Annotated in this window: 8 protein-coding genes; 7 read left to right on the top strand and 1 reads right to left on the bottom strand. The window is 54.5% G+C overall.

The window, feature by feature from the left end; genetic code table 11:
- Window positions 1-16 precede the first annotated feature (16 nt).
- The 7 genes from CHH28_RS12490 to CHH28_RS12460 all read left to right on the top strand — a co-directional run bounded on the left by CHH28_RS12490 (window position 17) and on the right by CHH28_RS12460 (window position 12,091).
- Complete coding sequence (locus CHH28_RS12490; protein WP_094060620.1) at window positions 17-2,674, top strand: DUF349 domain-containing protein; 2,658 nt, start codon at window positions 17-19, stop codon at window positions 2,672-2,674.
- Between the two features lie 279 nt (window positions 2,675-2,953).
- Complete coding sequence (locus CHH28_RS12485; protein ID WP_199243900.1) at window positions 2,954-5,254, top strand: response regulator; 2,301 nt, start codon at window positions 2,954-2,956, stop codon at window positions 5,252-5,254.
- An 87-nt stretch (window positions 5,255-5,341) separates the two neighbouring features.
- Entirely contained in the window at window positions 5,342-5,590 is a 249-nt protein-coding gene (locus CHH28_RS12480; protein WP_094060618.1) for a glutaredoxin family protein, read from the top strand.
- A 398-nt stretch (window positions 5,591-5,988) separates the two neighbouring features.
- Window positions 5,989-7,140 carry a patatin-like phospholipase family protein gene (locus CHH28_RS12475; protein WP_094060617.1) on the top strand — a complete coding sequence of 384 codons (1,152 nt, stop codon included), beginning with the start codon at window positions 5,989-5,991 and terminating at the stop codon, window positions 7,138-7,140.
- Window positions 7,140-7,829 carry a Sir2 family NAD+-dependent deacetylase gene (gene cobB, locus CHH28_RS12470; RefSeq protein ID WP_199244103.1) on the top strand — a complete coding sequence of 230 codons (690 nt, stop codon included), beginning with the start codon at window positions 7,140-7,142 and terminating at the stop codon, window positions 7,827-7,829. The genes CHH28_RS12475 and cobB overlap by 1 nt, the downstream gene beginning before the upstream one ends.
- A gap of 105 nt (window positions 7,830-7,934) precedes the next feature.
- Entirely contained in the window at window positions 7,935-9,023 is a 1,089-nt protein-coding gene (locus CHH28_RS12465) for an efflux RND transporter periplasmic adaptor subunit (RefSeq protein WP_094060615.1), read from the top strand.
- Window positions 9,024-9,025: 2 nt separating this feature from the next.
- The gene (locus tag CHH28_RS12460) at window positions 9,026-12,091 is read left to right on the top strand and encodes an efflux RND transporter permease subunit (RefSeq protein WP_094060614.1); all 3,066 of its coding nucleotides are present in this window, start codon (window positions 9,026-9,028) and stop codon (window positions 12,089-12,091) included.
- A gap of 120 nt (window positions 12,092-12,211) precedes the next feature.
- Here the strand turns inward: CHH28_RS12460 and CHH28_RS12455 are convergent, their stop codons facing one another.
- Window positions 12,212-13,783, bottom strand: a complete 1,572-nt coding sequence (locus CHH28_RS12455) for a BCCT family transporter (protein ID WP_094060613.1) — start codon at window positions 13,781-13,783, stop codon at window positions 12,212-12,214.
- Between the last annotated feature and the right edge of the window lie 56 nt (window positions 13,784-13,839).

The raw sequence follows: 13,839 nt of genomic DNA, 5'->3' as shown, positions 1-13,839 counted from the left end.
AAAGTGGAACGGGTCAATGGCATTGTTGAAGAAGTTTTTTAAACCCAAGTGGCAACACGACAACCCGGAGGTTCGCCGCCAAGCACTCAGTGATCTGCAAGACGAAGCCACATTGGTGAGCTTTATTGAGCGCGAAAGTCACACCGAGTTGCGTCTGCAAGCGGTGCAGAAAATTCGCAGCACCTCAGTGCTGCAACAGCTGGCTCAGCACAAGCACGACGATGTTCGCAGCAGTGCACGTCAGCAGTGGCTGCAAGTATTGTTGCCTGAGCAAGGCATCGATGGAGTCCAAGACAACCAGCAACTGGTGCAAATTGCCGCTCTGACCGACGACCAGCAACTGCGCTTGGCCGCCATCAGCCGCATCACCGACCAACAAGAGCGCCTGCAGCTGGCGCAAACGCACCCAGTCGCCAAAGTGCGCTTAGCCGCCGCCGAAGGCATTGTCGATGCGGATAAACTGCAGACCCTGCAGCAATATGCACAAGGCAGAGACAAAGCCGTCTATCGCCTGTGCAAGGACCGCCTAGCACATGCGCGTGCGGAGCAAGAACAGCTGCAAGCGCAACAACAGCAACTGCAGCAGTTTCAAGAACAGTTGAGCTATCTAAATCGCTTAGGTTACCAGCCCGACTTTTACGCGCGCTTACAAGTACTGCTAAAAGACTGGCTAACATTGCGCGCATTGGCCTCGGACGATCAGCAACAGTCTATCGACGCAGCGCTGCAGCAAGCACAAGCCACCCTCGATGCCCACCAACAAGAAGAACAGCGACGCCAGCAGCAGCAAGCACAACAGCAAGCAGCCGCCGAGCAACAAGCACAACTGCTCGAGCAGCTGCACACTCTACTGCAGCCATCCGAGCTGACAACCGAAGCCTTAGAGCAGGCACTGAAGCCACTGCAGCAGCAATGGGATGAGGCCTACAGCCAGCACAAACCGGCCGCCTCCGACATTCGTGCGTTCGAAAACGGCCAGCAAATTTTGTTGACGCAATTGGCCACACTGCAAACGCTGGAGCAGCAGCAAGCTGAGCTCAGCGCCTGGCTACAAACCGACAGCAGTGGCTCAGAACAGCGCCTCAAACAGCAACTGCAGCAAGGCCGTCGCTGGCAACAGCAATTGAGCTGGCCCGGTGATCACAAACCACAATGGTGGCAAGCCTTACACGACAAACTCGAGCAGCTCGACGCACAGTTGCAGCAGCTCAAAAACACCGAGCAACAGCGCCGAGCCGACATTGATCGCCAGCTCGACGTACTGCAGGACAACTTGCAACGCGGCCATAGCAAAGAAGCCAACAAGCTGCTGTCGAAACTGCAACAGCTGATTCAAAAAGGGGCACCCGCCGAACAGCAACGGCGTTTGCGCTCATTGGCAGCACAGTTACATGACATGCGTGACTGGCAAGGGTTTGCCACCACACCGAAAAAAGAAGCCTTAGTCGCGCAGATGCAAGCCTTGGTCGGCGCGGACATAGCGCCCGATGTGTTGGCCGATAAGATTCAGCAGCTGCAAACCGAGTGGAAGCAGTTGGCTGGCGGTCAGTCCGACCAAGCACTGTGGGATCAGTTTCAAGCAGCGGGCGATCAAGCCTTTGAGCCGTGCAGAGAATACTTCGCGCAACGCGCTCAGCAACGCGAACAATTCGTCGAAGCACGGCGCCAGTTGATTGCAGAGCTGAACCACTACGCCAACAATATGGAGTGGCAACAGGCGGACTGGAAAGCGGTGCAGAAAACCTTGGACGTCGCCCGCCAGACCTTCCAACAGTATTCGCCCGTCGACCGTGCTGCGCACAAGGCCACTCAGGCGGAGTTCCGCCAAGCGTGTGACGCCATCCAGCAGCCGCTGCAACAACACTACCACAGCAACCTGCAACAAAAGCGGGCGTTGGTCGATACCGCACAGGCTTTATTGACCAGCGACGACCTGCCCGCTGCGATAGAGCAAGCCAAAGCGCTGCAACAGCAGTGGAAGCAAGTCGGCATGACACCGCGTCGTGAAGACCAAAAGCTGTGGAAGCAATTCCGCCAGCACTGCGATGCGTTATTTGCACGCCTGGATGAACAGCGCCAAGCGCGCAAAGCCGGCATCGATGAAGCGGTGAGCAAAGCCGAAGCCTTGGTTGCACAGGCGCAATCGCTGCAAGAGACGCAGCGCAGCGAGCTGGCCGAGTTGACGGCTCAGTTTAATACCATCGAGCTGCCACGCGGTGCGCACCAAAGGCTGCAACAGCGGCTGAAAGACATAGAGCAGCGCCAGCAGCAAGCGCAACAACAAGCGCATAAAGCAGCGGAACTGGCGCGCTGGCAAGGACTGTGCGACAAACTGCAAGCACTGCATCAGGGCAACGAGCCGTTGTGGCAGGACGCGCAACTGCCCAGCGGCTGCGACGCGCAGTTGTTTGAGCAAGCCTGGCAGCAGCTGCTGACGGCCGACCAAGATGCTCAGGAGCTGTGCATACGCATGGAAATTCTGGCCAACATTGACAGCCCCACTGCTGATCAAGCCACTCGTATGGCGGTGCAAGTTCAACGCTTGGCAGACGGTCTGGGCAAAGGACTAAGCCGTGACGATGAGCGTTTGCAGTTGGTACATTTGTGGCTCAAAGCCACCGCGTCTGACGAGTTATTGCAGCGCTTTATCAGCGCCCTGAAAGCCAGCATCTAACCGTGTCGAGACCGCAGCCTCAGTCGGTTGCGGTCTCGGCCACAGCTCGGCCCTCCCCTCCCGCCTGACAAACCTCTCCACTGTACATTTATCACCGGCTTTCACTGGCACAGTGAACACTCAGTGTCGATACTCAAAAGTGTTGCTAACGATTCAGGGAAGTTGAGGATGGCTGTTTTCACTCGCCATTTGGGATGGCAAAACTGGGCATTGAGGTTGCTAAGATCGGGGCCGTTTGGCTGTGGGCCTTTCGGGGCGACACTCTTAGCCTTGGGTCTGATGCTGGCATCAGCCTTCACCCTGGCGGCCCCGCAGCTACAGCAGCTGCACGACCCAACCGGCAGCTTGTCGGTCAATTACGTGCAGCGTCACTTATCGGATTTCTCACCGGCCGCCTCACCCACCATGATTGGACAAGGTGGAGATGTGCTCTGGCTGCATTTCCAGCACTCAGCCGCTGCGCCCTACGAGTTGGTGATACGCCAGCCGCTGCTCGATCGCATTACGCTCTATGCAGCCAACGGCGCCTCCCAGGGCTTTCAGTTACTGTCTGATCTCGATCGTAGCCAAGGCGACATCACTCGCATTGCCCTCGATGGCGCCAATGGCCAACAGCAGTACTTGCTGCGCTTGCAAAGCAGAAGCTGGGGCAGCGTGGCGACCAAGCTCACCACCACAGAGCTTCTTGCGAGCTTTAGCAACCAACAAACCATGTTATTGGTCGCCTCGCTGACACTGCTGCTACTGGCGCTGATAGCCTCGGCCGCGATGGCGCTCGCACAGCGACAATTGCCTATGCTGTGGCTGTGCGCCAGCTTGGTGCTCAGTGCCGCTTGGCTGATCGTCAATTACTCTCAACTCAGCAGCCACTATCACTGGCTACCTTTTTCGTTATTAACGGTGCTGCTAGCCAGCTATCACGGTGTCGTGCACAACCTCAGTCAAACCGACAATCGCTCGCTGTCACTGCTGTTATTACCGGTGTTTACCAGCATAGTGATGGCGGCGCTGTTGCCAGTGTTCGCGCCATTGGCACGCCAAGTGTTGATCACAGCAGGTTTGGCGATGTTCACCTTACTGTGGTGGATGCAATTGCGACCGCAGAAACGCACCAGTCAACAACTGGTGTGGGCATCCTGCCTCAGTTTTGCTATCGGCATCATCGCTTGGCAGCTCAGCACGGTTTTCACGTCTGCGTTGTCTCTGTGGCCACTAACGCTGTTATGCCTGACCGTTGTCAGCAGCCAGCTATTGCTGCTGGCCAGTAAGGTTTGGCAAGCCTATCAGCAACACCTCAGTCAGCAACGCTATCAAACCTCACAACACATTAAACTGCGTGATGAAATTGAGCGTCTGCGGCTGATTAATCAATCGCAAAACCATTTTCTTGCCACCGTCAGCCACGAGTTTCGCGGCCCATTAAATGGCATCTTAGGCTCTATTGAAAACGCTCTCAGCCAACCCAGTCATCAGCGCCGCGAAGAACTACTCGATGCGCGCAGCAGCGCCGAGGAAGTGCTGGATTTGGTCAATCAAATCCTCACTCACACCGAACTAGAGGCAGGTTACCACCCGCTGATTCTGGAAGATGTGTCCGTACCAGCACTGCTAGAGCCCATACGTCAACAACTGCAAAGCGGATGTGACAGCAAAGGACTGTCTCTCAACATCCACTTGCACAACGATTTGCCCGCACAGCTGCGGTTGGATGCGCCCTGTATTCGCCAGGCCGTGCGCGCTCTGGCCGATAATGCCTTGCGTCTCACGCAGGAAGGCGAGATTTCACTCAGCGTGCGCCCCAGCGCTATGCGCGGGGAGTCTGGTCTGCAAATCACCATTGAAGACGATGGCCCAGGATTGGCTCCGGCAGAGCTGAAACGCTGGCAAGATTACTTTCATCAAGCCAAAGGGACACCCGCGTATCAGGACTTACACGCACCGCCAGGAATGGGGTTGGCGCTGGTGAAGGCTGCTTGCTACAGCTTAAGAGGCGATTTTTTAGTGGAAAGCAAAGCGCAAGGGCTGTCTGTCAGCTTGGTTTTCCCTGCCACCGCGGTGGTAGCGCAAACCGAGGATGATGACGAGCAGACTGTTGACTTACGTAGCCTCAGCGCTGCCGCAGTGGACCAACGCGGACGCATTTTGGTGGTGGAAGACAATGCCATCAACCAGCGCGTGATCAAAACCATGCTGGAAAGGCTGCAGTTTGACGTAGATCTGGCGGACAACGGCGAGCGGGCATTGGAGCGCTTGAGCAACAACAACGGCCAGCGCTACCAGATGATTTTTATGGACTGTGAAATGCCCGGTATGGACGGCTACACCGCCACAAAACGCATTCGTCAGAGCCAGTGGCCAGAAAGCATATGCCCTATCATCGCCGTCACCGCCAACGCACTGCATGGCGATAGGCAGCGCTGTCTGGAAGCTGGGATGAACGACTACATGAGCAAACCCATCAATATGCAGCAGCTGCGCTTAATGATCAGCCGCTGGAGTGCGCGTTTGCCAGAAGCGTCGGCCTCCGTTAGTGCGCACCCGAGCAGCGGCAAAGTAATTAGCAACATGAAGCTGTCATAGGCTGACTCAAACGCCACGCCATAGTGCCCGACCGGGGCAGGCTTTATACTGTGGTTTTGGTTGTAGCGTATGAGGAAATACCGCCCTATGAAGTTGGCCTTGCATTATTATGCCGCTTGCCCTTTTTGCCAGATGGTCTTGCGCCGTCTGCCTGAGCTGAACATCGACGTCGAACTGCGCGATGTACTAAGCCAGCCAACATTCGCTCAAGAACAGCGCCAGGCCACTGGTCGCAGTACCGTGCCTTGCTTGCGTATGGAAAGCGACGACGGTACGGTCAGTTGGATGTACGAGTCGATGGACATTCTGCAACATCTGCAAAAGCTGGCGTCATAAGTGAAGTGCGCTGCCCTGCCAGCGCACTGCTTTAGCACGATATTCCATGCCAATTGCAGTCAATGGCTGCTGATTTCACGTATTCTGCTCACCAAAAGCGCGTTCGCCCCTTAGAACACTGAGTCTCTACGTCAGCTGATGCTTTAGCGGATAGGATTACGTGCCATGCAACGCTGTTAAACAGCGCCTTCATTTTATATGGCTTGTTGTTTTTTACGGCTTGTTGTTAGGGCCTATCAACACTATTTCGATCACACTGTTATGAGCTGAATAGTGCTAACAGGCCCTAGCCCAACACCCGCGAACCTGAGCAAAAGTTTGCACAGCAGGTCGATTTTTTCGCTAGGATTTAACCATCAATCGATTTTCACACTGGCAGTGACGGCCTAAGGGCAACTATGAAACGAACGGGATTGATTCTGTCAGGCGGCGGGGCTCGGGCTGCATACCAAGTGGGGGTACTAAAGGCCATCCATCGACAGCTCCCCAAAGGACACTACAACCCTTTCGACATCATTTCCGGCACCTCCGCCGGGGCCATTAACGGCATAGCTCTGGCGAGCTTCGCTGACCATTACCGGCTCGGTATCCGCCATTTAGAGCGCATTTGGTCGCACTTCAGCTGTGACCTGATTTATCGTACCGATGCCATTGGCATCTCTCGCTCCCTGCTCACACTCACCGGCGGAGTACTGCTAGGCGCACGCCGACAAAGCGATACCGTATCACTGCTCGACAACAGCCCGCTGCGCGAATTACTGGCCGAGGTGATCCGCTTTGGCGCCATTCAGCAGGCCATTGATAATCAGAGTTTGCACGCCGTTGCCGTCAGTTGCTCTGGGCTTAGCAGCGGCGAGTCGGTGGCCTTTTTTCAAGGCCACTACAGCATCACCAACTGGCAGCGACAACGGCGCATCGGCCGCAGAGCAGAACTGACCCTCGATCATTTAATGGCCTCTTCGGCAATTCCAATGATTTTCCCGCCAGTGCACATTCGCGATCAGTTTTACGCCGATGGCGCCGTACGCCAACTGGCGCCGATGAGTCCTGCTCTGCATTTAGGCGCAGAAAAAATCCTGGTCATCGGTGTGAGCGGCGCCGCTCACCGCCCCGCTGATGTGACCGCTACGCCAGAGCAATACCCTACTCCGGCAAAAATGATGGGGCACATGCTCAATGCCGCATTTTTGGACAGCATGGAAACCGACATTGAACGCTTGCAGCGCATCAATCGCACCGTTGACCTTATTCCTGAAAAAATCCGTGCCAAACAAGCCATGGAGCTGCGCCACATTGATTTATTGGAAATCAGCCCAAGCCAATCGCTGGATGTCATCGCTGGCGAGCACGTTGAAGAAATGCCCAAAGCACTGAGACTCGCACTCGGCGGCAGTGGCAACGCCGCGCGTAGCGGCTCTGGCATTCTCAGCTATTTATTATTTTCAAAAGGCTATTGTCAGGCGCTGATTCAACTCGGTTATGATGATGCCATGCAACGTGGTGATGAAATCCGCGCCTTTTTTTCCGATCATTTCACTGAGGCAAAATGATGGTTCAACGCATGGTTGTGCTTACCGGCGCAGGCATTTCTGCAGAGAGTGGCATCAAAACATTTCGCGATAACGACGGCTTGTGGGAAAACCATCGTATTGAAGACGTAGCCACGCCTGAAGCGTTTTTGCGCGACCCCGCCCTGGTACAGAATTTCTACAACTTACGTCGAGCGCAGCTGCAGGAGGTGGAACCCAACGCCGCTCATACAGCACTGGCTGAATTTGAGCGCAGTTTCGACGGCGACTTTTTACTGGTCACGCAAAATGTCGACGATTTGCATGAACGCGCTGGCAGCCACAACCTAGTGCATATGCACGGCGAGTTAAACAAAGCTCGCTGCTTGGCGTGTAACCATGTACAGCACTGGCACAGCAACATTCAATCCGATTCTGCGTGCCAGCAGTGCGGTGCTGCCCAGTTGCGCCCGCACATCGTTTGGTTTGGTGAAATACCACTATATATGGACGAGATTTATCAGGCGTTGTCGCGCTGCGATGTGTTTATCAGTATTGGCACGTCCGGCCACGTTTACCCCGCCGCTGGGTTTGTCGAAATCGCTAACCAAGCCGGTGCTCACAGTGTTGAAATCAATCTAGAGCCATCCAATGTGCAAGACGCGTTTGCCGAACATCGTCATGGGCCCGCAGGCATTGAGGTAGCACGTTACCTAGCAACCTTGAGCTAACTCATTGTTGCAAATACAGGACAACCGGTTTTTAAACTGGCCTCTTATGAAGCCTCCACCGAATGACCTACACTTTGCGGCAAATAGCCAGACAGAGTACAGGACATGCGATCTTTCACCTTGGTAGCGGTTGCTGCCGTGGCCATCAGCGGCTGCCAACCGGCCGATAATATTGTTTCTGCCCCCGATCAAGCCAGACCCGCCAAGTTGTATCATGTGCCTAACCCAGGCGAGCAGCTAATGCGCCGCTTTCCCGCCAAGGTGCAAGCCGCTGAGCAAGCGGCGCTGGCCTTTCGTGTACCAGGAGAGCTGCAAAGCCTGCCGGCCCAACCAGGACAAAGCGTCAACCGCGGCGACTTATTAGCCAGCTTGGACCCGTCCGATTACCGCATCAAAGTGAACGATCGCCAAGCGCGTTACGAGTTGGCCAAAGCTCAGTTTGATCGCATTGAAGGCCTGTACCGCCAGCAGCAAGTATCACGCTCGCAGTTTGACCAAGCCAAAGCCGAGCTGGACATCAGCGATGCAGCGCTGCAGGCGGCCCAGACGGACTTGTCTTACACCCGCTTGAAAGCGCCCTTTAAAGGCGAAATTGCCGAGGTCTACACCGACAATCATCAGCCGGTAGCCGCTGGCAGAACCGTCATCATGTTGCAAGCACGTGACCAATTAGAAGTTAAAATCCAAGTGCCTGAAAACCTGATGGCACGCATTGCTGATTCCGACCGCAGCGCCACCTACAACCCCGAAGTGGAGTTCGAAGCCATACCGGGCCAGCGCTTTATCGCTACCTACAAAGAACACACCGCACAAGCGGACCCAGCCACCGGCAGCTTCACCACCACACTGACCTTGCCCAGACCTCCCGAGCTCAATGTTTTGCCCGGCATGTCGGCCAGCGTCTACGTCGACCTGAAACAGGTGTTAGCCGATCAACCGACCGTATTGATGGTGCCGTCGGGCGCGGTGGTGCAACACGCCAACCAACAAGAAGGCAGTGGCGAAGCCAGTGTGTGGGTGGTGAGCGCTGATATGACACTGGAGCGTCGCAGCGTTGAGGTCGGTCGCATTACCTCCCAAGGCATCGAAATTCAGTCTGGCCTGCAGCCCGGTGAAACCATTTTGGCTGCCGGAGTACATCAAGCCAGTGTCGGCATGCGCGTGCGCCCTTGGGTGCGTGAGCGGGGGCTGTAACCATGTCGGCTGAAAATACCGCCACCTATTTTATTCGCCACACCACCACCAGCTGGATGATTTTGATCATTCTGTTGCTCGGCGGCGTGCTCAGTTACCTCAATTTGGGGCGCCTAGAAGACCCGCAGTTCACCATTAAAGAAGCCATGGTGATTACCTACTACCCAGGGGCCAGTGCGTTACAAGTCGAAGAGGAAGTCACAGCGCCGCTGGAAAACGCCATTCAGTCGCTGGCGTACATTGATTACGTCGACTCCATTTCTAAATCGGGCTCGTCACAAATTCATTTGGTGATCAAGCCAGAGTACAAATCATCCCAACTGCCACAAATCTGGGATGAGCTGCGGCGTAAAATTCGTGACCGCCAAGGCAGCTTGCCGCCAGGCGTGCGCACACCGATTGTGATGGACGACTTTGGCGATGTGTTTGGCGTATTACTCGCCCTCACCGGCGACGAATACAGCTACGAAGATTTATCCGACTACGCCGATTATTTAAAACGCGAACTGACCACGATTGAAGGCGTGGCCAAGGTAGACATCACCGGCACACAAACCGAGCAGGTCTTTATCGACATTTCGCGCGAGCGCATGACCAACATGGGCATTCCGTTGTCGCGTTTGTACAGCCTGTTAAACACGCAAAACGTGGTCAATGACGCCGGCCATATTCGCATTGGCGATGAATACGTGCGTATTCACCCCACCGGTGAGTTTCAATCCGTGCACGAGCTGGGCGACTTGCTGGTCAGTGAGCCTGGCTCTGACAAACTGATTTACCTGCGTGATATTGCCCGCATTTCGGAAGGCATTGCTGAAGTGCCGACCCACCTGACTAATTACCGTGGTGAGGCATCTTTGCGTATTGGCATCTCGTTTAATTCTGGCGTCAACGTGGTGGACGTCGGTGAGCGCTTGCGCCAACGCATTGCTAGCCTGGAAAGCAGTCGTCCTTTGGGCATCGATTTGCACACCTTGTACGACCAACCCGCCGAAGTGGATCAATCGTCCACTGGATTCGTATTAAATCTGCTGGCCGCCATTGTCATCGTTATTCTGGTGCTATTGGTATTTATGGGCATGCGTGCCGGGTTGATTATCGGCACAATTCTGTTTTTAACCGTGCTGGGCACTTTTATCGTGATGGACGTGGTCGGCATTCAGCTGCACCGCATTTCGTTGGGCGCTCTGATTATTGCACTGGGTATGCTGGTCGATAATGCACTGGTGGTGACCGAAGGCATTATGGTCGGTATTCAGCGTGGCCTCAGTCGCAAGCAAGCGGCCTATCAAATTGTGCAGCAAACCCAATGGCCGTTATTGGGCGCCACCGTGATTGCCATTACGGCCTTTGCTCCTATTGGCCTGTCACCAGATTCCACCGGCGAATTTGTTGGTTCCTTGTTTTATGTGCTGCTGATTTCGTTGTTTTTCAGTTGGCTGACGGCGCTGTCATTAACACCATTTTTGTGCAGTTTGCTGTTTAAAGATGGCCAGTCTAGCAACAGCGAGCAGTCCGGCAATGACACCTACAAAGGCCTGCTGTACGACCTCTATCGGTCATTGCTAACGCGTATGCTGCAGCACCGAGCAGTGACCATGGTGTCGATGGTCGCTGCGATGCTGGTGGCCATTGTTGGCTTTGGCATGGTCAAGCAAAGCTTTTTCCCGCCGTCGAATACGCCGATGTTCTTGATTAACATTTGGATGGCGGAAGGAACGGATATTCGTGCCACGCAGCAACAGGCGCAACGCCTGGAGCAGTACTTTCTTGACTTGCCGGAAGTGCAGTTCACCTCCTCTACCGTGGGCCAAGGCGAACAGCGCTTTATGCTGACCTACGCCACGGAAAAGCAATACCCTGCCTACGCCCAGGTGATGGTGCGCACCGAGTCGCTGGAGCAAATTCCACCCATGATTGACGCCGCCCGCGAGTGGGTCGCCGATGAAATGCCCGGCGTATTTGTTAAATTCAAACGCTTGGAAATCGGCCCCGGCAGCAATGCAAAAATTGAGGCGCGCTTTTCTGGGCCAGATCAAATGGTATTGCGCCAGTTGGCCGAACAAGCCGCAGGCATACTGCACGACAACCAATACGCGGCCAACATTCGCCACGACTGGCGCCAGCGAGTAAAAGTCATTCAACCCTTGTTCAACGAGGACAACGCTCGCAGGGCCGGTATTTCCAAGCAGGACTTGGATGAGCTGCTGCAGCTCAGCGTGTCAGGCAAAACCGTCGGATTGTATCGTGAAGGCACAACGCTTAAACCGATTGTGATTCGCCCGCCGGAGCAAGACCGGTTGGACGTCGATGGCTTGATGGATTTACAAATCTGGAGCCCGGTTTTCCAGCGTTATATTCCGATCCAGCAAGTGGTGGAACGGTTTGATGTGGTATTTGAAGATCCCATCATCGCTCGTCGCGATCGCAAACGCACAGTTGAAGTCTATGCAGACCCTGGTCCAGACTCACCGCTCAATGCCAATGCTTTGTTTAAAGACATTCGTCCGCAGATCGAAAACATCGAACTGCCACCAGGCTATCAGCTCGAATGGGGCGGCGAGTATGAGTCGTCAAAAGATGCCCAAACCAGTGTATTCGCTTCACTGCCGCTGGGCTATCTGATCATGTTTATTATCACTGTGCTGTTGTTTAACGAAGCACGCAGTGCGTTGGTCATTTGGTCGTGTGTACCGCTGGCTATTATCGGCGTGACGGCTGGTATGTTATTGCTGCAGGCCGAGTTTGGCTTTATGGCCTTGCTGGGCTTTTTGAGTTTGTCGGGCATGATCGTCAAAAACGGCATCGTCCTGGTCGATCAAATCCGTTTTGAACTCGACAGTGGCAAGCAAGGCTACGACGCCATTTTTGATGCCTCCGTCAGCCGCTTACGCCCCGTCACCATGGCCGCTGTCACTACCATCCTCGGTTTGCTGCCGCTGTTGGCTGACCCATTTTTCAGCGCGATGGCGGTGGTGATCTGCTTCGGTCTGGGATTTGCCACTGTATTAACGCTGGGTGTTGTACCAGTGATGTACTCCATCACCCATGGCATCAAACGTAGCTAACGGTTAATAAAACTTTGGAGCAAAAAAATAGCCAGCTAAGCTGGCTATTTTTTTATCTGTGCTGTTTCTTATCAGCTATCAGCAGATTTTTCTACTGAGCGCGCTGCTATCCATTAGCGACTAGCGACGCTCAGTGCGCAGCCCCATGATTAAACTGACGCACATAATCAGCAGCACGATAGTAAATGGCAGCCCGGTTGAAATGGCACCCGCTTGCAGCGCCTGAATGGCTTCGGTGCCGCCAATCCAAAGTAGCGCAGCCGCAATCGCACCTTCGATGCTGGCCCAAAAAATACGCTGTGGCACAGGCGCATCAATTTTGCCACCGGCGGTAATGCTATCAATCACCAGCGAGCCCGAGTCAGATGAGGTAATAAAGAAGACCAACACCAGAATAATCGCCAGTACCGACAAAATATTCCCCATTGGCAGCTCATCGAACATTTGGAACATGGCCAATGGCACGTCCGTCAGCCCTTGCGTACCCAGTGCACCCACGCCACTCAATACCTGATCGATCGCCAAACCGCCAAATACCGACATCCACACAATGGTTACCAACGTCGGTACGATCAAAACACCGGCAATGAATTCGCGAATAGTGCGCCCCTCGGATACGCGCGCGATGAACATGCCCACAAATGGCGACCAAGAAATCCACCATGCCCAATAGAACACAGTCCAACCCTGGAACCAGGCTTCGTCTTCACGCCCGTGAGGATTACTCAGTGGGATAATATTCTCTAAATAGGCACCGATGGTGGTGGGGATATTGCCCATGGCCACAGCGAAACCAACCAAGGCCACAAAGACCATCAGCGCCAGTGCCAGCACCATATTGACGTTACTGAGTACTTTAACGCCGCCTTCCAGGCCGCGTACGACCGAAATAATTGCAAGGCCAGTCACCGCCAGGATGACCAACACCTGAGTACCAATACCACTTTCGATACCAAATACATGATCCATACCGCTGGCCGCTTGCTGCGCACCGAGGCCCAGTGACGTTGCCAAGCCAAACAGAGTCGCCAGCACGGCCAATATATCGATGATATGGCCCGGCCAGCCCCAGGTACGATCACCAAGAATGGGGTAAAAAATCGAGCGAATGGAGAGTGGCAGGCCTTTGTTGTATGCGAAAAACGCCAACGATAACGCCACCACACCGTAAATGGCCCACGGATGAATGCCCCAGTGGTACATGGTCGCCGCCATGGCCATACGCGCAGCTTCTGGTGTATTGGCCTCCACGCCCAGCGGTGTTTCATACCAGCCGGTGTAATAGGCTACCGGCTCCGCCACCGCCCAGAACATCAAACCAATGCCCATACCGGCGGCAAATAACATCGCCAACCAAGACACCATGGAATGCGCAGGTTTGGCGTTAACACCGCCTAAGCGAATCTTGCCAAACGGCGATACCAGCAAAAATAAGCAGAATAAAACGAAGATATTGCCAGCCCAGATAAACAGCACATCGAACTTGCCGATGATGTCCCACTTAATGCCATCTAGAGCGCCTTTGGCGGTGGCTGGCTCGACAGCCAGCACGGCGACGAGAAAGATCAGGATCAGGCCAGCACTGATGCCAAAAACCGGGTTATGGACGTCAAACCCCCATTTTTGAACGTTATCCTGGCCGACCGTATAGTCCGTATTATCGATACTGTACTTGTCGTGGTTGCTACTCATGTGTTGTCCATTGTGTAGAATTTGTTTGTACACTAAAGGAAAAACACACCAAAACT

The sequence above is a fragment of the Bacterioplanes sanyensis genome (assembly GCF_002237535.1).
GTDB lineage: Bacteria > Pseudomonadota > Gammaproteobacteria > Pseudomonadales > Oceanobacteraceae > Bacterioplanes > Bacterioplanes sanyensis_A.
This window is presented reverse-complemented; position numbering and strand designations above follow the sequence as displayed.